This is a genomic window from Flavobacterium hibisci (assembly GCF_020026925.1).
GTDB lineage: Bacteria > Bacteroidota > Bacteroidia > Flavobacteriales > Flavobacteriaceae > Flavobacterium > Flavobacterium hibisci.
This window is the reverse complement of sequence record NZ_JAIQDW010000007.1, coordinates 54,151-76,237: the sequence shown is the minus strand read 5'-3', so window position 1 is coordinate 76,237 and position 22,087 is coordinate 54,151. Positions and strand designations below refer to the sequence as shown.

17 protein-coding genes are annotated in these 22,087 nt (G+C 33.3%); 13 read left to right on the top strand and 4 right to left on the bottom strand.

Annotation, left to right across the window (positions count from 1 at the left end):
• The first annotated feature begins 18 nt into the window (after positions 1 to 18).
• Positions 19 to 1,473: a lipopolysaccharide biosynthesis protein gene (locus tag K8B81_RS09140; protein WP_223681084.1), complete on the top strand. Its 1,455-nt coding sequence runs from the start codon at positions 19 to 21 to the stop codon at positions 1,471 to 1,473.
• Between the two features lie 7 nt (positions 1,474 to 1,480).
• Here the strand turns inward: K8B81_RS09140 and K8B81_RS09135 are convergent, their stop codons facing one another.
• Positions 1,481 to 2,389 (bottom strand): glycosyltransferase family 2 protein, encoded by a 909-nt coding sequence (locus K8B81_RS09135; RefSeq protein ID WP_223681082.1) that lies wholly within the window; start codon positions 2,387 to 2,389, stop codon positions 1,481 to 1,483.
• 45 nt (positions 2,390 to 2,434) lie between these two features.
• Between K8B81_RS09135 and K8B81_RS09130 the strand changes: the two genes are divergently transcribed.
• From K8B81_RS09130 to K8B81_RS09120, 3 genes are read left to right on the top strand one after another with little or no spacing between them, the layout of a single operon-like run.
• Positions 2,435 to 3,562, top strand: a complete 1,128-nt coding sequence (locus K8B81_RS09130; protein WP_223681079.1) for a glycosyltransferase — start codon at positions 2,435 to 2,437, stop codon at positions 3,560 to 3,562.
• Positions 3,553 to 3,945 carry a sugar 3,4-ketoisomerase gene (locus K8B81_RS09125; protein ID WP_223681077.1) on the top strand — a complete coding sequence of 131 codons (393 nt, stop codon included), beginning with the start codon at positions 3,553 to 3,555 and terminating at the stop codon, positions 3,943 to 3,945. Before K8B81_RS09130 ends, K8B81_RS09125 begins: the two co-directional genes overlap by 10 nt.
• Positions 3,942 to 5,054: a glycosyltransferase family 4 protein gene (locus K8B81_RS09120; protein WP_223681075.1), complete on the top strand. Its 1,113-nt coding sequence runs from the start codon at positions 3,942 to 3,944 to the stop codon at positions 5,052 to 5,054. Before K8B81_RS09125 ends, K8B81_RS09120 begins: the two co-directional genes overlap by 4 nt.
• 83 nt (positions 5,055 to 5,137) lie before the next feature.
• Here the strand turns inward: K8B81_RS09120 and K8B81_RS09115 are convergent, their stop codons facing one another.
• Positions 5,138 to 6,022 (bottom strand): glycosyltransferase family 2 protein, encoded by an 885-nt coding sequence (locus K8B81_RS09115; RefSeq protein WP_223681073.1) that lies wholly within the window; start codon positions 6,020 to 6,022, stop codon positions 5,138 to 5,140.
• 52 nt (positions 6,023 to 6,074) lie between these two features.
• Between K8B81_RS09115 and K8B81_RS09110 the strand changes: the two genes are divergently transcribed.
• Positions 6,075 to 6,896 (top strand): 2OG-Fe(II) oxygenase, encoded by an 822-nt coding sequence (locus K8B81_RS09110; protein WP_223681070.1) that lies wholly within the window; start codon positions 6,075 to 6,077, stop codon positions 6,894 to 6,896.
• A 6-nt stretch (positions 6,897 to 6,902) separates the two neighbouring features.
• On the opposite strand, the gene K8B81_RS09105 is transcribed toward K8B81_RS09110, so the two are convergent.
• The gene (locus K8B81_RS09105; protein ID WP_223681068.1) at positions 6,903 to 7,586 is read right to left on the bottom strand and encodes a cell division ATP-binding protein FtsE; all 684 of its coding nucleotides are present in this window, start codon (positions 7,584 to 7,586) and stop codon (positions 6,903 to 6,905) included.
• Between the two features lie 287 nt (positions 7,587 to 7,873).
• Between K8B81_RS09105 and K8B81_RS09100 the strand changes: the two genes are divergently transcribed.
• From K8B81_RS09100 to K8B81_RS09090, 3 genes are all read left to right on the top strand, one after another.
• Positions 7,874 to 10,888, top strand: coding sequence for a tetratricopeptide repeat protein (locus K8B81_RS09100; protein WP_223681066.1), 3,015 nt, complete (start codon positions 7,874 to 7,876; stop codon positions 10,886 to 10,888).
• A 99-nt stretch (positions 10,889 to 10,987) separates the two neighbouring features.
• Complete coding sequence (locus K8B81_RS09095) at positions 10,988 to 11,851, top strand: PhzF family phenazine biosynthesis protein (RefSeq protein ID WP_223681064.1); 864 nt, start codon at positions 10,988 to 10,990, stop codon at positions 11,849 to 11,851.
• A 123-nt stretch (positions 11,852 to 11,974) separates the two neighbouring features.
• Positions 11,975 to 13,738, top strand: coding sequence for a TonB-dependent receptor (locus K8B81_RS09090; RefSeq protein WP_223681062.1), 1,764 nt, complete (start codon positions 11,975 to 11,977; stop codon positions 13,736 to 13,738).
• 70 nt (positions 13,739 to 13,808) lie between these two features.
• On the opposite strand, the gene K8B81_RS09085 is transcribed toward K8B81_RS09090, so the two are convergent.
• Positions 13,809 to 14,354, bottom strand: a complete 546-nt coding sequence (locus K8B81_RS09085; protein WP_223681060.1) for a DUF2911 domain-containing protein — start codon at positions 14,352 to 14,354, stop codon at positions 13,809 to 13,811.
• A 190-nt stretch (positions 14,355 to 14,544) separates the two neighbouring features.
• On the opposite strand from K8B81_RS09085, the gene K8B81_RS09080 reads away from it, so the two are divergent.
• The 5 genes from K8B81_RS09080 to mdh all read left to right on the top strand — a co-directional run bounded on the left by K8B81_RS09080 (position 14,545) and on the right by mdh (position 22,071).
• Positions 14,545 to 14,994 carry a GreA/GreB family elongation factor gene (locus K8B81_RS09080; protein WP_223681057.1) on the top strand — a complete coding sequence of 150 codons (450 nt, stop codon included), beginning with the start codon at positions 14,545 to 14,547 and terminating at the stop codon, positions 14,992 to 14,994.
• A gap of 330 nt (positions 14,995 to 15,324) precedes the next feature.
• Positions 15,325 to 16,998, top strand: coding sequence for an asparagine synthase B (asnB, locus tag K8B81_RS09075; RefSeq protein ID WP_223681055.1), 1,674 nt, complete (start codon positions 15,325 to 15,327; stop codon positions 16,996 to 16,998).
• A gap of 203 nt (positions 16,999 to 17,201) precedes the next feature.
• Positions 17,202 to 18,818 carry an asparagine synthase B gene (asnB, locus tag K8B81_RS09070; protein WP_223681053.1) on the top strand — a complete coding sequence of 539 codons (1,617 nt, stop codon included), beginning with the start codon at positions 17,202 to 17,204 and terminating at the stop codon, positions 18,816 to 18,818.
• 272 nt (positions 18,819 to 19,090) lie between these two features.
• Positions 19,091 to 21,031, top strand: coding sequence for a DNA topoisomerase (ATP-hydrolyzing) subunit B (gene gyrB / locus K8B81_RS09065; RefSeq protein WP_223681050.1), 1,941 nt, complete (start codon positions 19,091 to 19,093; stop codon positions 21,029 to 21,031).
• Between the two features lie 104 nt (positions 21,032 to 21,135).
• Complete coding sequence (mdh, locus tag K8B81_RS09060; protein ID WP_223681048.1) at positions 21,136 to 22,071, top strand: malate dehydrogenase; 936 nt, start codon at positions 21,136 to 21,138, stop codon at positions 22,069 to 22,071.
• Positions 22,072 to 22,087 lie beyond the last annotated feature (16 nt).

Genomic DNA, 22,087 nt, shown 5'->3' with positions numbered 1-22,087 from the left:
ATAATACAATATTTTTAAATGCAGCATACCTCCCTAAAAGAAACAGCAACAAAAGGAATTATCTGGTCAGCAATTGATAAATTTGCTGTTCAGTTCGGGCAATTTGTTGTAAGCGTAATTCTTGCCAGGATTTTAGTGCCTGATGATTTTGGCTTAATAGGTATGTTAGCCATTTTTATAGCTTTGTCACAAACATTTATTGAAAGCGGATTAGGTACCGGTTTAATTCAGAGACAGGAAAGAAAAGATATTGACTTTTCAACCTTGTTTGTATTCAATTTAGCTGTAAGCAGTTTTTTTTATTTGTTATTATTTTTTTCTACTCCTTTAATAGTATCTTTTTTTAAACAGCCACAATTAACAGATCTGACAAGAGTTTTAGGTCTAACTCTTTTTTTTAATGCTTTTGGAATCGTTCAGCGAACGAAATTGACTATTGCGATTGATTTCAAATCTATTGCAAAAAGTAATGTAACTGGAATGATCACAGGAGGATTATGTGGGGTAATTGCTGCTGTAAATGGATATGGAGTCTGGTCATTAGTTATTCAAACACTCATAGGATCATTCGCTACTTCATTATCGTTATGGTTTTTAAGCAAATGGAATCCTTCTGTCGCCTTTTCAAAAAAATCATTTAAATCACTATTTAGATATGGTTCAAAATTACTGATAGCTGGTTTGTATGCTCAAGTACTAAATAATCTGTATAATATTAGTTTAGGAAAATTTTATACCACTGCTACATTAGGATATTATACAAGAGCCAAGAGTTTTGCAGATATATCTGCAGGAACAATTGTTAGTGTTTTGCAACAAGCTGCATTTCCTATTCTTACATCAGTGCAACACGATAAAGAAAAACTGGTTTCTATTTATAGAAAAATGATTAGAATGTCAGCTTTTTTAATTATCCCGGTAATTACCCTTATTGCATTGCTGGCAAAGCCGATTGTTATACTATTACTTACTGATAAATGGGTTTCTCTGATTCCGCTTTTACAATGGATGGTTTTTGCACGTATTTTTTTTCCAATGAGTGTGCTCAATATGAGTTTGTTAAATGCAATAGGGCGTTCGGATCTATTCTTAAAAGTAGATTTGTCTAAATTGCCGTTAACGATATTGGCGATGGTAATTACAATTCCTCTTGGAGTAAAAGCTATGATAATTGGACATGTAATTGCGTCAGCATTAGCTTTTTGTATAAATGCCTATATTCCGGGAAAATTTTATGGGTATGGTCCGATACAACAATTTAAAGATATGTTGCCTTTTTTTGTTGCGACAATCGGAATGGCAATTTGTGTTTTTGTGATGTCTGCTTTTATAAATAATTTAGTTTTTCAACTATTTTTAGGAACGTTACTCGGATTAGTAACTTATTTGTTTATTTGTTGGTTATTAAAGTTAAAAGAGTTAGAAGAGGTATGGGAATTGTTTTTAAAGTTTAAAATAAAGATGGGATTATAAATTTTATTTAGGCATATTTTTTAAAATTTTTTCTCCAGGCCAAAATTATTCGCAACTCTAAATTTTTTAAAACCAACCAATAATTTCTGTTTTTAATACAATGCATTATTCCATTATGCACCCTTTTTTGAATGGCTAAATCTTCTTGTTTGCTACGATTTAATTTTATTCCTTTTTTTAATATCAAATAAGTAGAATAGTCTATTTTTCTGGTATGTTCATTACTTTTTTTATAGAAATTAGTGGCTAATGAAGTAGACACAATTCTTTTTTGCATAATCGGTTCGTCAATAAAATCAAATTCATAAATTCGGGAAGCTCTTATCCAAAAATCTAAATCCTCATAAGCAAGGGATTCGTCATATCCTTTTAGACGATCCATTACACTTTTTTTTATCATTGCCGAAACGGAACACATACAGTAAAAATCAGAAAGCACATTTTCATAAATATTACCCGTGATTCTTTTTTTGATAACCTTTTTTTTATTATTTACAGGAAAATAATAAGAATCAAATGAGCCATTTTCCGAAATTAGTTCAGCATTCCCATAAACTACGCCAAGGTTTTTAAGGTGACTGTTTTTGAAAGCATTGATTTGAGTCGTTATACAATTTGGCAGTAAAATATCATCAGCAGCTAAGTCAATAATATATTCTCCTTTAGCGTAATGCAGTGCTTTATTAAAAGATTTGGTATTTCCTAAATTAGTTTCATTTGCAATGAATTTAATTTTGGGATGATTTTGTAGCCAGGATTGAATTTTAGCTGTTGAATTATCAGTACTAAAATCATCAACAATAATAAGTTGGATAGGGGAATATGCTTGATTTATTACAGAATTCAGACTCTCAGCAACATAATCTTGTTGATTGTAGCATAAACAAATTATAGTTACTAATGGATTGTTCTGCATTATTTTTAGAAATGTTATATTTGAAGCTAAAATAATAAATTGAAGATGATATCACCAAAAAAAAAATATAAGATAGCCTTAATTGGTTATCGCTTTACTGAAGGTGGAGGAGAAAAAGTGATGGCTAATTTGTCTATTTTTTTTGACAAAGTTGGAATAGAAGTTCATAATATCATTGTTTTGGATGGTGTAACTTATTCTTACGCTGGCAAACTTGTTAATATGGGTTTAATGAAAAATGAAAGTAATGATTTTAGCAATAAGTTGAAGCGATTACTTTTTATTAGAAGGTATTTAAAAACTAATAATTTTGATTTTATAATAGATTTTCGTCCGCGAACAAAATCGCTGCAGGAATTCTTAATAGCAAGATTTGTTTATAATGCCAAGACAATTTTAACGGTTCATAATTTTTTGTTAGAGTATTATATGCCAAAAAAAGCTTGGCTAGGAAGATTGATTTTTAATCAAGTATATGCAACAGTTACAATTGTTGATAAAATTAAAGAATTAGTTGAATCTAAGTATAATTTGACAAATGTCACCAATATTTTTAATCCCATAAATTTAGAAGAAGTCTTTGAAAGATCAAATGAAGAGATCGATATTACATTTGATTACGTTATTGCGATTGGTCAGTATCACGATAATTTAAAGCAATTTGATAAATTAATTTGGAGTTATGCACATTCTAATTTGCCAGAAAAAGATATTCATCTTATTATTTTAGGTAAGGGAAATGATATCCCATTACAAAAAATGGCTGCAGATAACAATGTTACAAAATACATACATTTGATGGGATTTGAAAATAATCCATACAAATATTTAAAAAAGGCTAAATTTTTAGCATCAAGTAGTTTGAATGAAGGTATGCCCAATGTGATTTTAGAATCATTGGCATGTGAAACGCCTGTCATAGCTTTTGATTGCCCCACAGGTCCAAGGGAAATGATTGTAGATAAGCAGAACGGGCTATTAGTGGAAAATCAAAATATTCAAAAATTAACCGAGGCCATGAATCTGTTTGTGGAAAATGAAGAATTATATAATTATTGCAAAAATAACACTCTGGAAAGTATACAGAAGTTTTCTTTAGATACTATTGGAAAACAATGGTTAGATTTGATGAAAATAGAAAACTCCCACGATAAAAAAGAATTATGGAAATAGAAATTATTGATATTCCCACAATAGAAAACAGTTTAGGAAACATAGCTGTTGTTGAAAATGATGTCATTCCATTTGAAATAAAAAGAGTTTATTATTTATATGATATTCCAAGTTCATCAATTCGTGGAGGCCATTCACACAAAAAATTACAACAAGTATTAATAGCAATTTCCGGAAGTTTTGATGTAGTGCTTAAAGATGGTAAATCAGTAAGCACCGTAACCTTAAATAAACCTGATAAGGGTCTTCTTATAAAACATAATACTTGGCGGGAACTTGAGAATTTTTCTTCTGGTGCAGTCTGTTTGGTTTTGGCATCAACGGTTTATACAGAAGAAGATTATATCCGTGATTTTGATGAATTTTTGGCGTCAAAAAAATGAAAATTTTATACATAGCTCCAGATATAACTGATTCAGGAGGGATTTCCAGAGTTGTATCATTAAAAACTAATTATTTGGTAAGCCATTTGAATTATGAAGTTCAAATCCTTTCTGTAAATAATTCTTACCCCAACTGTTTTTATGATTTTGATTCGGCTATAAAATGGCATGTTATTAGAGAGTCTTCAAAAAATCCGTTGTTTTTAAGAAGCTATATTCGCTTAATAAAAAAAACAATTTCCACAGAAAAACCAGATATAATAGTTGTTTGCGACGCTGTTTTATGGTTGTTTATCCCTTGGTTTATAAAGACCGAAATTCCTTTAATTTTTGAAACTCATTTTTCAGTTTTTTATCAAAAAGAAAAAAACGAAACTCTATACAACAAGTTTAGAACTAAATTGGTTCGTTTTTTAAAGCAAAAAACGATAATTAAATTTAATTGTTTTGTAACTACAACCGAAGAAGGGGATAAAGAAAGAGGAGTGAACAATACTCAGGTTATTCCTAATCCTTTAAGTTTTAGTTCAAAAAACAAAGCTGTTTTAGTGAATAAAAAAGCAATGGCTGTTTGTATGAATCCTTATGTGAAAGGTCTTGATAGATTATTGCTGATTTGGAGCAGATTTGTCAAGAAACATCCGGACTGGGTAATTGATATTTACGGACAATTGGATGTTAAATCCGAATATCAAAAAATGGCTGACGATTTGAAGATTTCGGATAATGTAAATTTTCTTCCTCCGACCAGTGATATTCAAAATAGCTATAATGACGCTTCTGTTTTTTTAATGACTTCTAGAACCGAAGCTTTCGGTATGGTGCTCATTGAAGCTATGGTTTCTGGTGTGCCTTGCATAGCTTACAATTGCCCATCTGGTCCAAGAGCAATTATTGAAGAGGGGGCGAACGGTTTTCTAATAAAAGATGAAAATGTAGATTCTTTTGTTCAAAAACTGGAACTGCTTATCGAAGATGAAAATTTGAGAATTCAAATGGGTTCAAATGCTCAGGAGAGTGTAAGAAAATATGAAATCGATTCTATAATGAAAAGATGGGATGAATTGTTTAAAAGCTTTAAAAAAAGTAGTGATAAGTTCAAGCAATAAATTAAATCTTTTACAAAAAAATGTGCATTGAATATTATTTTTAGAAAGAACAAAATGAATTATTTTCTATTTGTTATCTATTTTTATTTTTTTAATGTACAAACATATCCTATTCTGTATAGGTTAAACAAAAAAAGAGAAGGATTTTTAGAAATGAGTTGTCTGTGTATTATTTTATTTAATAGTTTATAAAATACGTTTAAAGCGAAATTTAGATTGTATTTTTTTAAAAAATGATACAGTTTTAATATTTTAACAAAATCCGGGTCAATTTTATTAGATTCATCAATTGATATCAAATTGTCCAAACCATTTTTTATCTTAGAAATAAAAACCTTGCTTTCATCAATATGTCCATGTTCAATAGCATTGTCTATATGTTTTACTTTAAATTGTAACAGACTTACCTGGTAAGCAAAAAGAGTGTCTTCGTGTCCGTATTTAATAAGATTTGAATCAAATTTTATTTCATTAAAACGACTTTTTTTTATTAATGTATTATTGAACATTAATGTTTTGTATAAGGCCGAATTTCTTTGCAGTGCTGTTTTGTCCTCGACCATTCTTCCGTATTTCCAGCGTAACTTTTGTTTCGAATAATCAACCGTTTCAGGATGTACTCTTCCTCCGTAAATAATATCAAAATCCTGAATGGCGTTAATGTAATTTTTAATATAATTTGGATTAATGATTACAGAATCTCCGTCAATAAAAAGCAGATTCTCGTAATTTGTATTAGAAGCTAGCAGGTTTCTGTTTGAGCTTAGTCCTATATTTTTATTTAAAGGAATAAAAGTAGAATTTTTTAATAAATTGATATGATTATTTGTTTCATTCGTTTGGGAGTTCGATCCGTCATCAATTACAATAATTTCAAAAATAATCCCTAATTCCATACATTGTTTGTGTAATTCTAAAACCAGATTATAAACATTGTAATTATAGGTCGGAATAAGAATAGACAGCATTAATGAAAACTATTTAGTGATATATTTGTAAAGCAATAAAACATTCAAAAATATGGAATTTATAAATAGAATTGAGCTTGCTGACATTATTTATAAAAGAGTTAATGATGAAAAAGTTCATCTTTCAAAGCAGTTTGCAGAATCAAAAGAAGCGATAGGCTATTTTTTTCTGGATAATTTGCTTCCTGAAGAAATAGCAGCTGGGCTGTATAGTGATTTTCCGAAACAGGATCAGATGATCCTGAAAAAAAGCATCAAGGAAGATAAATTTGTTGCAGTTCAGATGAACTTATATAATCCAGTTTTAGAAGAAATTATTTATGCTTTTCAGGACAACAGAATTGTTGAACTGATTGGTGAAATTTGTCAAATCAAAGATCCGATTCCGGACGAATTTCTTTACGCTGGCGGGCTTTCTATGATGGGCAATAAACAGTTTCTGAATCCTCATCTGGATAATTCGCACGATAAAGACCGTGAACGCTGGCGAGTATTGAATTTGTTGTATTATATCACTCCAAACTGGAAAGAAGAATACGGAGGTAATCTCGAGTTATGGCCGGATGGTTTGCAAAAACAACAGATTACAATTCATAGTAATTTTAACAGATTGGTGGTAATGGTTACTCATAATAAATCATTACACTCAGTTTCACCGGTTGTATATGATGGATTTAGATGCTGCATTTCGAATTATTATTTTTCAAAAACGCCGGTTTTGGCAACAGATACGTTTCATGTAACTTCTTTTAGAGCAAGACCTGAACACAAGTTTACCGATATACTTTTGAAAATGGATACTATCTTAAGAATGAATATTAGAAAAATATTCAAAAAGGGAATAAAAGAAAACCCACACGTTTACAAGAAATAAAACAGATTACACACTTCGCTGCACAACTTCAAAAATTCTTTCGTCCTCGCATTTTAATGTTTTAGAAGGGAATTTCATCAACAATGCGTAGTCGTGAGTAGCCATGATAATGGTTTTTCCGTTGGCATTGATTTTTTTTAATACTTCCAGAACTTCAGAACTCGTTTGAGGATCAAGGTTTCCGGTTGGTTCATCAGCAAGGATAAACTCAGGGTCGTTTAATAAAGCTCTTGCAATCGCCACTCTTTGTTGTTCTCCTCCAGAAAGCTGATGTGGCATTTTATTCAGGAAATCTTTCATACCCACTTTATCAAGAACTTCATCAATTTTATGCTGCATGGCTTCTTTTTCTACCCAGCCTGTCGCTTTAAGTACAAATAGCATATTGTCTTTTACAGTTCTGTCCGGAAGCAATTTGAAATCCTGAAATACAATTCCGATTTTACGTCTCAGATACGGAATCTGGCTTTCTTTTAAATTGGCTAAATCAAATTCAACAATATGTCCCTCACCTTCAGAAAGAGGTAAATCACCATATAAAGTTTTCATAAAACTACTCTTTCCGGAACCGGTTTTTCCAATTATGTAGATAAATTCGCCATGCTCAACTTCTAAATTGATATGAGATAAAATTCTTCTTCCTTCCTGAAATATAGTGACATCTTTAAGGGATAGTACGGTTTCTGACATGATAAAATTGATTTGAATGTAAAAGTAATAAGTTAACGGTTGGATTCAAAATAAATTTTAATCATTTGAACAGAAAAAATAGTCATAGCCAAAAGTGTAGCAAGATTTACTTTATCACTAAACTATCTTATTCTAAACGAATCGGTTTGCGAAATTTATAATCAGTATTTTGAGGCTTGTAATGCTGAAAAAATTAAAAACTTAAAACTTTTGTTCATAATAAAAGCTTAAAACGTTTCGTTATAAACGGTATAAAATGATACATTTGAATACTAAATATAATTAAAATGCGTAAAATTTCCTGGTTCTTTTTAATACCATTCGTCCTCTTTCCGGCTATGGTTTCGGCACAAAAATCAGCTATATATACCTACGAATTAAAGGATTTTGATAAAGCACTGGCTTTATATAATGACAAACAATACGCTTCTGCCCAGCATATTTTTGAATCTGTAAAAAATCAGGCTGTAACAGAAGAAGTAAAATCTGATTGTGCATATTATATCGCCAATTGCGCGATAAGAACGAATCAGGCCAATGCTGATGAATTAATGGAGAGATTTGTTGAAGATTATCCAACAAGTACCAAGCAAAATCAGGCCTATATCGAGGTTGCGCATTATTTCTTTGAGCAGGGAGATTATCCAAAAGCACTGCAATGGTTTGACAGGGTTGATGAAAGTTACATGAGTAAATCTGATCTGGATAAATTTAATTTCCAAAAAGGGTACAGTTATTTCAATGCCAAAAAGAAAAAAGAAGCCACAACATATTTTAATAAAGTCGTGAATTCTTCGGAATTTGGTTCGCAAGCAAAATATTATTTAGGTTTTATGGCTTATGAAGGCGATGATTACAAAGAAGCAACTAAATATTTTGATGAGGTTTCCGGCGAAGAAAAATACAAAGAAAAGCTATCCTATTTTCAGGCTGATATGAATTTTAAATTAGGGAATTTTCAAAAAGCAATCGAGTTGGGACAAGCCGCAATGGCGAAGTCGAATGCACTTGAAAAGTCTGAATTGAATAAAATTATTGGCGAAAGTTATTTCAATTTAAAACAATACGGTAAAGCGATTCCATATCTGGAGCAATACGCAGGACGAAAAGGAAAATGGAATAATACCGATTTCTACCAGTTAGGGTATGCTTATTACGAACAAAAAGACTACGAAAAAGCGATTTCCCAGTTCAATAAAATTATTGAAGGAAAAGATTTTGTAGCTCAGAATGCCTATTATCATTTAGGTTTGGCCTATCTGAATACAGGTAAAAAACAAGAAGCTCTAAATGCGTTTAAAAATGCTTCTGAAATGGATTTTAATGCTCAAATACAGGAAGATGCAGCTTTAAATTATGCTAAGTTAAGCTATGATATCGGAAATCAATACCAGACTGTTCCGGGAATTTTGCTTGATTTCTTAAAAAAATATCCAAATAATTCCAGTCGTTCAGAAGTAGAAAAATTATTGGTTGACTCTTATATTTCTACTAAAAATTACAGAGAAGCTTTGGTTTTATTAGAAAAAAACAGAACTCCGGAAAATAAATTAGCATACCAAAAAGTACTTTTTTACAGAGGTTTAGAATTATACAATGATTCGAATTATACTGAAGCGTTAAAAATGTTCAATGGAGCTGTAAAAGAACAAAAGAACCCTGAATTTACAGCCCGCGCTACTTTCTGGAAAGCAGAGTCTGAGTATGTAACGAATGATTTTAGAAATGCATTATTGAGTTATAAACAGTTCGCAGGTTTAGCTTCGGCTAAAGAAACGGACGAATATAAAAACATCAATTATAATATTGGGTACACGTATTTTAAACTGAAAGAATATGATCAGGCAGGAAATTCTTTTCAGGCTCAGATTGATAATGCTCCAGGTGATAAAGTTCGTTTAAACGATTCGTATTTGCGTTTAGGAGATTGCCGATTTGTAACTTCTAAATATGCCCAGGCAATGGAAGCCTATGGAAAAGCAATCAGTGCAAAAGGTGTTGATGCAGATTATGCACAGTTTCAAAGAGCGATTTCTTATGGATTCATGTCCAGAAATGACAAGAAAATTGACGAACTGAATAATTTTCTTCAGATGTATAAAAAATCCGAATATCGTGATGATGTTTTGTTCGAATTGGCAAATACGTATGTGGCTGATAAAAAGAACGATCAGGCGATTAAAACATACGATCAGCTGATTTCAGAATATAAAAACGGGTCGTTTACTTCAAAATCAATTTTGAGACAAGGTTTGATTTATTACAATTCAGATCGCGATGAACAGGCTTTGACGAAATTCAAAAAAGTAGCAGCCGAGTTCCCAAAAACTCCTGAAGCTCTTGAGGCAGTTTCTACAGCGAGATTAATTTATGTTGATTCCGGAAAAGTAGATGAATATGCGACATGGGTTCGAACGCTGGATTTTGTTTCAGTTACAGATGCCGAGTTAGATAATGACACTTATGATGCTGCTTTCAAGCAATACAGTCAAAACAATAGTAAGCAGGCAATTACCGGTTTTTCAGGTTATGTGAGCAAATTTCCATCAGGACTACATTCATTAGAAGCTAATTTTTATCTGGCACAATTGCTTTATGCAGAAGGTTCCGAAACAAAGTCAATTACAAATTATCAATATGTTGTCGCTCAGCCAAGAAATGAATTTACGGGACAGTCATTAAATAAACTGGCTCAGATTTTCCTGAAAGCAAAAGATTGTGATAAAGCAATTCCGGTTTTAGTTCGCTTAAGCGAAGAATCAGAAACTGCTCAGAATCAAAATTTTGCTCAGGCTAATTTGATGAAATGTTATTACGATAAAAAGGATTATAACAATTCTGTAATATATGCCGATAAGGTACTGCAAAATCCTAAAGCAGATACGAATGTAAAAGCAGATGCCCAAATCATCGTAGCACGTGCAGCAATGCAGACAGGAGATGAAGACAAAGCAAAAGCGGCGTATGCGAAATTGTCAGCAACATCAAAAGGAGAATTAGCAGCAGAGGCTTTGTATTATGATGCCTATTTTAAAACGAAAGAAGGCAAATTTGATGCTTCGAATGTATCGGTTCAGAAATTAGCAAAAAACTATTCGGCATACAAATATTACGGAGCGAAGAGTTTGGTCTTAATGGCGAAAAACTTCTACGGATTAAAAGACAGCTATCAGGCGACCTATATTTTGGATAATGTAATCAATAATTTTACAGATTATCCGGATGTGGTTGAAGAAGCAAAAAGAGAGCTAACCGCAATCAAACTGGAAGAGTCTAAAACGAATTCGTCGATTAACAGATAAAAGGATAAAAATAGATGAAAGAGAAAAGAAGCAAGATTTCAAGAATATATAGTCTTTTCTCTTGCTTCTTGTCTCTATTCTAAGAAAAAAAGAAAAAAAATGAGTTTACCTTTTTATATAGTTGATGTTTTTACAGATAAAAAATATGCCGGAAATCAGTTGGCTGTTTTTTTGGATGCCGGAAATCTTAGTTCAGAAGAAATGCAAAAGATTGCCCGTGAAATTAATTTTGTAGAGAGCACTTTTGTTACGAAACTGGATAGAGAAAATAATAAAGCAGAAATTAGAATATTTACGCCTGAATATGAAATGCAGTTCGCAGGGCATCCTATAATTGGTACTTCATGGGTTTTAATGAATAAGATCTTTGACAACTCGCCTGACCAAATTAAGCTGAATGTTCCAATCGGTCCAATTGCAATTCATCAAAAGGAGGACTTGATTTGGCTGAAAGCCGCGCATCCTAAATTCTGGGATATTTTTTCGAAAGAGGATTTTACATTATTCAGTAATCTGAAAAGCAGTGACTTTGAGAATCAATTTCCAATTCAGGAAGTGACAACCGGTAGTGCTTTTGTCATGGTTGGGCTAAGCAGTAAAAGAGCATTAGAGAGTTTGGTTCTGGATAAAGATAAAACAAATGAATGGCTGAAAAAACATTGCAGGACTTCGCATCAGGGCTTATATTTTTACTATTTAGAAGGTGAAAAATTATTTAGCAGAATGTTGTATATCGAACATAATCAATTAAGAGAAGATGCGGCTACTGGCAGCGCGAGTACATGCTTGCAGGCTTATCTTTTAAAAAATCATAAATCCGAATTAGAATTAATCAATTATCAGGGGGATTATATAAACCGTCCTTCGCAAATTTATTTTAAAGGTAAATTAACCGGAAATGAATTTGATATTAATATAGGCGGAAAAACCCAGTTTGTAGCTAAAGGTGAATGGGAAGTGTGATAATTAGAGAATTTAAGTATTAGAAAATTAGATAACAGAATATAATAGAATTGTAAAATGTAAAAAGTAAGCTGAAAAGCATTTTACATTTGACAGAATACATTTTACAAAAAAGTATAAAATATGAAAATTAATTTCCAGAATAAAACCATCATTTTGATTTTGCTGTTTGTTTTTCAGCTTTCATTTGCCCAAAAGAAAAATGAAAATATTGGTACAGAAACGGTAAACGTAGTAAAACCCTATTCGCCAACCATATCAGATGCGGATAAAGTAAAAGAAACCCCATCGCTTGACGATTCAGGAAATCAGGCCAAAGAAACTATTAAGTATAGTATTCTGTCTGTACCTGTAGCATCAACTTTTACGCCTTCAAAAGGGAAAGCTGCCAATGTAGAAAAATCAAAACAGGAACGTCTGTTTAATAATTATGCGACTGTAGGTGTTGGAAATTACAGTACCCTGAATGCAGAATTGTTTGTAAATCAGGATTTGGGAAATAATGATTTTGTATCCGGAATGTTACGTCACCATTCGTCACAAGGCGGAATTAAAGATGTTCTTTTGAATGATGAATTTTATGATACGGCATTAAATGTTGGTTACGGTCAAAACAACAGGGATCTGTCATGGAATGTGGAATTAGGATATCAAAATCAAATTTACAATTGGTACGGACTACCGAAGGATTTTGGAGCATCTTTAATTCCTCAGGATCGTCTTGATTTAATAAACAAAATCAATCCGGGGCATACTTATAACACGATTTCATTAGGAGGAAATTTCGAATTCAATGAAAGTGTTTTTAGCAAAGTAGCAACAAAATTTACACACTTTTCGGATAATTTTTCTTCTTCAGAAAATCGTTTTTATCTCAAACCGACTTTTAAAGTTGATATAATGGATCATTCAATTAATACGAATGTGATTATTGACCACGTGAGCGGAAGTTTTGAAAATAATTATTTTAAAACGAATACGGATCCGGTAAAATATAGCTTGACTAATTTTGGAATTGAGCCAAGTTTCGTAGTAAATGAAAACGACTGGACTTTAGAATTAGGGGCAGGATTATACTATGCACTGGATTCTGAAAATAGCGGAAATAAGTTTTATATCTACCCAAAAATAAATGCTTCATATAAATTAGTTGGAGATTTAATGATCTTTTACACAGGAGTAAATGGAACCTTAACTCAGAATTCATATGCTGATTTTGTAAATGAAAATCCGTTTTTATCGCCAACATTAAACATGAGGCCATCAAGCACTCAATACAATGTTTTTGCTGGTTTGAAAGGGAAACTGGCTAACAATGTCAATTATAATCTGACAGGTTCTTACCTAAATGAAAAAAACAAAGCTTTGTTTAAAAGTAATGATTACACAGAAGATTTTTCAAATGAGAATTATGCATACGGAAATTCTTTTGGAGTGGTTTATGAAGACATCAGAACATTTCGTTTCTATGCAGAATTAAAAGCTGATTTATCTGAAAACGTTACTTTTGGAATTAACGGTACATTTAATAGTTATAAAACGGATCAGCCTGTAGAAGCATGGAACCTGCCAACAATTAGATTAGGTTCCAATCTTGACGTAAATATAACAAAACAATGGTATGCGGGCTTGAACGTTTTTTATGTAGGAGAGCGTAAGGATATGCAAACAAGACAAACTGATTTTGCTGTTCCAATTCCGGGAGTTCCGGTCACTTTAAAAAGTTATTTTGACGCCAATGCACATTTAGGATACAAATTCAGCGAACGTCTGACTTTCTTCTTAAAGCTGAATAACATCGGAAATCAGGCTTACGAAAAGTGGTTAAATTATCCTGTTCAGGGATTCCAGGTTTTAGGTGGAGCGAACTACAAATTTGATTTCTAATCAAAAAAATAATCATATAAAAAAATGGCTTCCAATCTGGAAGCTATTTTTTTTGGAACTAAAAATATTTTTATTCCGTAAAAGGAACGGCAACTCTTAATTTATCCCAGCCTAAGTTTAAAACCACTCCTTTGTCTCCTTTTGTAAAAACCATTGAGAAAGCTTCTAAAGAATCTGCAGCTTGTGTTACAGGAACTTTTAATCTGGCTACATCGTTTGCTTCTTTATAAGAATAAGATCCCCAAACATTTAAATCTTTACTGATAATAATAGTGATGTTGTCTTTTTCAGGAAGGGTAAATAAAGTATAACTACCTGCTTTTATCTTTTTATCGCCTAATTTCATGTCCTTGTAGAACGTGATTTCTGGTGCCTCATTTGCTCCAGTTCTCCATACTTTTCCTTCTGGAACAAGTTCGCTTAATGCGCGCCCTTTCAGTTGTGGTCTGCTGTAAGTAATTTTTACAATTTTCGCAGCTTCTTTATAATCGTTAGGGTAAGCTGCTGCATCCATTGGACTTTTGTCTAAATCAGGAAATTTTTGAGCATTCGCATTTAAAGATAAAAGCATTGTAAATGCAATTGCAATTGTGGTAATAATTGTAGATCTTTTCATAATGATAGTTAAAATTAATGAGTGCTAAAATTAGAGATTGTTTGTCAAAAAATAAAAAACATCGTGTTAATTTTTTACAGTGAAGAAAATCGGCTTAAATTGCTATATAGTAAATAAAATTAGGATTGTTTCAGATCTGTAAACTAAAACCTTTGCATCTTTGTAACTTAAAAACTCAGTATCTCTAAAAATGACTTTCAAACAAAAAATACATTCTCATTATGTGCAAATGGTCCAGGACCGAATCGATGTTTTCAGGGATATGATTTCAAATCTGACCGAAGATTCTAAAAACGATGCAAAAGGTTCAGCCGGAGATAAACATGAAACGGCTTTGTCCATGATGCATATCGAGCAGGAAAAACTAACCAATAAGCTAAAAGAAGCAATTGCTCAAAAAGCAGTTTTAGATAAAATTGACGCTTCAAAAACAACAGAAAATATTATTTCCGGCAGTCTGGTAAAAGCCAACGGAATTTATTTATATGTAAGTGTGGCACTTCCTAAAATTACAATTGACGGAATAAATGTTATTGCACTTTCTCCACAATCTCCTTTGGGCAATCATTTAATGGGAAACAAAGTTGGGTTTCAGTTCGAAATTAATAAAACACATTATACGATTGAGAGTGTAGAGTAAAGAGATTCAGCTCAATCTGTCATTCCGGTGCACGAGGACACGAGCTATAGCGAACTGGCGAAGCAGTCTTCTAAAGTAATTCGACAAAGATTGGCTTAAATTTAAAGTTAATTGTTCAGGAAGAGATTACTTTTTAAACCAGTTCTATCTTCAAAGATTAAAATTTTCAAGTATGAACGCTTTTCTGGTGTTAAAATTTTACATTTAGTGTGTAAATTTATTATTTTGGTTGTTATTTGTAATTGATATTGCTATTTGTGTTTTTCAATTGTAACTAATACTTCATCTTTGCCCTATCAAAATAAAATTAAAAGAAAAAAATATAAAATTATGTGTGGAATTGTATGTGCCTTTGATCTAAAGCAAAAAGCCGAAACCTTAAGACCTCAAGTATTAGAAATGTCTAAAATCATTCGTCACCGCGGACCGGACTGGAGCGGAATTTACAGTAATGATAAAGCAATTCTTTCTCATGAGCGTTTAGCCATTGTAGATCCGGCTTCTGGAAAACAACCATTGTTTACGGAAGATAAAAAATTGGTTTTAGCTGCAAATGGTGAAATATACAACCACAGAGAGCTTCGTAAACAATTTGCAGGAAAATATAACTTTCAGACTGAAAGTGACTGCGAAGTTATTTTAGCTCTTTACAAAGAAAAAGGACCTCACTTTGTTGACGAAATGAACGGAATCTTTGGATTTGCAATTTATGATGTTGATAAAGATGAGTATTTCATAGCTCGTGACCACATGGGAATCATTCCATTGTACATTGGCTGGGATCAAAACGGAACTTTTTATGTTGCTTCTGAATTGAAAGCTTTAGAAGGATATTGTACAAAAATCGAATTATTTCCTCCTGGGCATTACATGACAAGTAAAGACGGTGAATTTGTACAATGGTACAAAAGAGACTGGACAGAATATGACGCAGTAAAAGATAACGAAACCAGTATTCCTGCTATTAAAGAAGCATTGGAAGCTGCGGTTCACAGACAATTAATGAGTGACGTTCCTTACGGAGTTTTACTTTCAGGAGGTTTAGATTCTTCTATTACTTCTGCTGTAGCTAAAAAATTCGCTCAAAAAAGAATTGAATCAGACGATACTACTGATGCCTGGTATCCACAATTGCACTCTTTCTCAGTTGGATTAGAAGGTTCTCCTGATTTAGCAGCAGCAAGAAAAGTAGCAGATCATATTGGAACCATTCACCATGAAATTAAATTTACAATTCAGGAAGGTTTAGATGCTGTTCGTGATGTGATTTATAACCTTGAAACGTATGATGTAACTACAGTTAGAGCTTCAACCCCAATGTGGTTAATGGCGAGAGTGATTAAATCAATGGGAATCAAAATGGTTCTTTCGGGTGAAGGAGCAGATGAGTTATTTGGAGGATATTTATACTTCCACAAAGCGCCAAATGCAAGAGAGTTCCACGAAGAAAACGTTCGTAAATTAGGTAAACTTCATATGTACGACTGTTTGCGTGCAAACAAAAGTTTAGCAGCCTGGGGAATCGAAGGACGTGTTCCATTCTTAGATAAAGAATTTATGGATGTTGCTATGCGCATCAACCCACAGGATAAAATGATCAACAAAGAACACCCTATGGAAAAATGGGTTGTTCGTAAAGCTTTTGAAGACATGCTTCCTGAAAGTGTTGCATGGAGACAAAAAGAGCAATTTTCAGACGGAGTAGGATACAGCTGGATTGATACTTTGAAAGAAGTAGTAGCGAGAGAAGTTTCGGATGAGCAATTAGCGAACGCGAGATTCAAATTCCCGTTACAAACTCCAACTTCAAAAGAAGAGTATTACTATCGTTCTATTTTTACAGAACATTTTCCAAGTGATGCAGCAGCATTATGTGTGCCTCAGGAAGCGAGTGTAGCTTGTAGTACAAAAATTGCTTTGGAGTGGGATGAGGCTTTCAAAAACATGAATGACCCATCAGGTAGAGCAGTTGCAAGTGTACATGATGATGCTTACCAGAAATAATAAAGTTTAATTTAGAAATTATATTAAAGAAAACGTTCTCTTTGAGGACGTTTTTCTTAGTTTATAAAACTTGTTTTAAATGTTTCTTTCGAGTTTAATTATTTGAATTTTAATGTTTAGTGGATTTTTTATATTTGGCTTTCGCCGAAAGAAGAAATTTAGAAATAAAACGGTAGTAGAAAATATATAATAAAAAGAATAGTATGGGGGGGATATTAGCCGTTATAGGTAAAGGGAAAGATCCGCAGCTCGTAAAAGAACTTTCGAAAAGAATGTCGCATCGAGGGGTTGATGAAAGTGATTTGCATATTATGGAAAATGGAAGCATTTTATCCAGTGAACGCTTGACTATTATTGATTTAGATTCAGGCAAACAGCCAATTCAGGGATCAAAAAGTGCCTGGATGATTCACAATGGAGAAATTTATAATCATCAGGAATTAAGAGAAGGAATTTTAAAAAATCATACGTTCAGGTCAAAATCAGATTCGGAAGTAATAGTGCATTTATATGAAGAATTTGGTTATGATTTCTGTAATTTACTTGACGGCGATTTTGCTTTTGTAGTAATTAATGGTGATGATTATATTGCCGGAAGAGATCCAATTGGTGTCAAGCCGTTGTATTATGGATTAGATGAAAGAGGAAGGATTTATTTTTCTTCAGAAATGAAATCAATTGCGGATCAGTGCAAGTCTTTTTCGACCTTTCCTCCTGGACATTATTACACGGCAAAAACAGGTTTTGTAAAATATTATGAGCCTGAATATGAAGAATATGAAAATGCTAATCAGCCACTAGATTTAGATTTGATCAGAGAGTCTTTAATTGAAGCAACCCGTAAACGTTTAATTAGTGATGTGCCGGTTGGAGTATTACTTTCTGGGGGGTTAGATTCTTCGCTGACTTCGGCCATAGCATCCCGATTATTAGCAGGGAGTAAGGAGAAATTAAAATCGTTTTCTATTGGTTTGGATACTAATTCCCCGGATAATATTGCGGCAAGAAAAGCAGCTGAATTTTTGGGGACAGAGCATTATGAGATTTATTTTTCTGTCGAAGAAGGAGTTGAGATTTTAGAAAAATTGATTTATCATATTGAAACTTACGATATCATTTCAGTTCGTTCCGGTGTGCCAATGTACTTATTGGCTAAGGCTGTAAAAGAAAAAGGAGTAAAAGTGATTATTTCAGGTGAAGGAGCTGATGAAGTTTTTGGTGGTCATTTGTATTTTAGAAATGCACCCTCTTCAGAAGAATTTCAGAAAGAAACTATTGAAAGGGTTCAGAAGTTGTTCACAGCAGATATATTACGTGCTGACAAATCGACAATGGCACATAGTTTAGAAGCCAGGGTGCCGTTCTTGGATAAAGATTTTCTGGATGTTGCAATCCGAATCAAAACTGAAGAAAAACAGCCGAAGACATATGAGGCAGTCGAAAAATATATTTTAAGAAAAGCATTTGATAGGCCTGAAGATCCCTATTTGCCATCAGAAATTTTATGGAGACAAAAAGAGCAATTTTCAGATGGTGTAGGTTACGAGTGGGTTAATCAATTAATAGAATATTGTGCTTCTCAGGTTTCAGATGAACAATTAGCAGGTGCTTCTTTAGAGTTTCCATACAATTCGCCAACTACAAAAGAAGCTTACTTATACAGGTCGATTTTTCATAAACATTATCCACAAGTCAGTGCGGCACAAACAGTAAGAAAATGGATCCCAAAATGGCAGGATAATCTCGATCCAAGCGGAAGAGCAAATGCTGCGCACTTAAAGGCAGATACTGAAATCGCAAAATCCGGAGTAGCTGTTTAAATACAAGGAAATCTAAATTCCAACTTATATAATTCAAAAAAGCTGAAATGATTTAAAAAATGATTTCAGCTTTTTTTATGCTATTCCTATTTTTAGAATTTGGAATTTAAGAAAATTGGAATTTAAAGTAAGCTTTTGGAATAATTTTTTGATTTTTCAGACAATTGTGTTAATAACTTAGCCCTTTAAATAGTATTTTTAAGAGGTATATAAATTGCGTTTTTATATATTTGCGTGTTAGACAATTATTACATTTTTTTAGAATAAAATATATGAGCGAAGAAATCAAGAAGAACAATTATTCAGCAGATAGTATTCAGGCATTAGAAGGAATGGAGCACGTAAGAATGCGTCCGTCGATGTATATTGGAGATGTGGGTGTTCGAGGGCTGCACCATTTGGTTTATGAAGTTGTGGATAACTCTATTGATGAGGCGATGGGAGGACATTGTGATACGATTAGTGTTGCAATTAACGAAGACGGTTCGGTAACAGTTGAAGATAATGGTCGTGGTATTCCGGTTGATTTACATAAAAAAGAAGGAGTTTCTGCACTTGAGGTTGTAATGACTAAGATTGGAGCTGGAGGTAAATTCGATAAAGATTCTTATAAAGTTTCAGGAGGTCTTCACGGTGTTGGTGTTTCTGTTGTAAATGCTCTTTCTGTTCATATGAAATCTACTGTTTTCAGGGAAGGAAAAATCTACGAACAGGAATATGAAAGAGGAAAATCATTATATCCGGTAAAACAAATCGGGGAAACCGATAAAAGAGGTACACGTCAGACTTTTTACCCTGACAATACTATTTTTACTCAAACAACAGAATTTTCGTACGATACTTTATCTGCCCGTATGCGTGAGCTTTCTTTTTTGAATAAAGGAATCACAATTACTTTTACAGACAAAAGAGAAGTTGATGAAAAAGGCGAATTTAAAAGCGAAGTTTTTCATTCTACAGAAGGACTTAAAGAATATATCCGCTATTTAGACGGTAATCGTGAGCCAATTATTTCTCATGTAATCAGCATGGATCACGATAAAGGTGAGATTCCGGTTGAGGTAGCTTTGATTTACAATACAAGTTATACAGAGAATATTTTCTCTTATGTAAACAATATCAATACACATGAAGGTGGTACGCATTTACAAGGTTTTAGAAGTGGTTTGACAAGAACGCTTAAAAAATATGCAGATTCATCCGGAATGCTGGATAAATTGAAATTCGAAATTGCCGGAGACGATTTTCGTGAAGGGCTAACAGCTATTATTTCAGTAAAAGTTGCAGAACCTCAATTCGAAGGACAGACAAAAACCAAACTTGGAAACAGAGAAGTAGTTTCTCCGGTTTCCCAGGCTGTTGGAGAAATGCTTGAGAATTATCTGGAAGAAAATCCAAATGATGCAAGAGTAATTATTCAGAAAGTAATTTTGGCTGCCCAGGCACGTCATGCTGCGAAAAAAGCGCGTGAAATGGTACAGCGTAAAACCGTTATGGGTGGTGGAGGATTGCCAGGAAAACTTTCAGACTGTTCTGAGCAGGATCCGGCTAGATGTGAGGTTTACCTTGTCGAGGGAGATTCGGCTGGTGGAACAGCAAAGCAAGGTCGTGACCGTAATTTTCAGGCTATTCTGCCATTGCGAGGTAAAATTCTGAATGTTGAAAAAGCGATGCATCATAAAGTATTTGAAAATGAAGAGATTCGAAATATCTTTACAGCACTTGGTGTTACTGTCGGAACAGAAGAAGATAGTAAAGCACTGAATCTTTCAAAATTACGTTACCATAAAGTAATCATCATGTGTGATGCCGATGTCGATGGTAGTCACATTTCTACCTTAATATTAACGTTCTTCTTCCGCTTCATGAAAGAATTGATTGAAGAAGGTCACGTTTACATCGCAGCTCCACCTTTATATTTAGTTAAAAAAGGAAATAAAAAAGAATACGCTTGGAATGACGTTCAGCGTGATCAGGCGAATGAAAGAATGGGAGGAAGTGCTGCTATTCAGCGTTATAAAGGTCTTGGAGAGATGAATGCAGAGCAATTGTGGGAAACTACGATGGATCCAAATTTCAGAACTTTACGTCAGGTAAATATTGATAGTCTGGCTGAAGCAGATCAGGTTTTTTCAATGTTGATGGGTGATGAAGTACCGCCTCGTAGAGAATTTATTGAGAAAAATGCTGTTTATGCAAATATCGATGCCTAATAAAATTTAACCGTCAATTCGTTTAATTGTTTAAATTTACCTAAACGATTAAACGAATTGTTGATTTATCGAAAAATTAATTAATAACCAATAAAGTATAAAATATGAAAGTTACCATTGTAGGAGCAGGAAATGTTGGAGCCACTTGTGCAGATGTTATTTCTTATAGAGGAATAGCCAGCGAAGTAGTATTGTTGGATATTAAAGAAGGTTTTGCCGAAGGTAAGGCGTTGGATATTATGCAATGTGCAACGAATACAGGTTTTAATACGCATGTGTCAGGTGTTACAAACGATTATTCGAAAACCGCAGGAAGTGATGTAGTAGTAATAACATCTGGAATTCCAAGAAAACCGGGAATGACTCGTGAAGAATTAATTGGTATAAATGCAGGAATTGTAAAAACAGTTGCTGAAAATGTATTGAAATATTCGCCTAATACCATTATCGTTATGGTTTCTAACCCTATGGATACGATGACATATCTGGCTTTAAAATCTACGGGATTGCCTAAAAATAGAATTATAGGTATGGGAGGGGCATTAGACAGCTCCCGATTCAGAACTTATCTTTCTTTGGCTTTGGATAAACCTGCAAATGATATTTCAGCAATGGTAATTGGCGGTCATGGCGATACAACTATGATTCCGTTAACCCGTCTGGCATCCTATAACGGAATACCGGTAACTGAATTTCTTTCAGAAGATGTGTTGCAAAAAGTAGCTGCCGATACAATGGTTGGAGGAGCCACTCTAACAGGGCTTTTAGGTACGTCTGCATGGTATGCCCCTGGAGCTTCAGTTGCTTTTTTGGTGGACAGTATTTTAAATGACCAGAAAAAAATGATAGCCTGCTCTGTCTATGTAGATGGAGAATACGGACAAAAAGATATATGTATTGGGGTGCCCTGCATAATTGGTAAAAACGGGGTTGAACAAATTTTAGAAATTCACTTAAACGAAGAAGAAAAAGCTTTGTTTGCTAAAAGCGCAGATGCAGTTAGGGGGATGAATGATGCCCTGAAATCGATTTTAGTATAAAAAATATCGAAAAAAA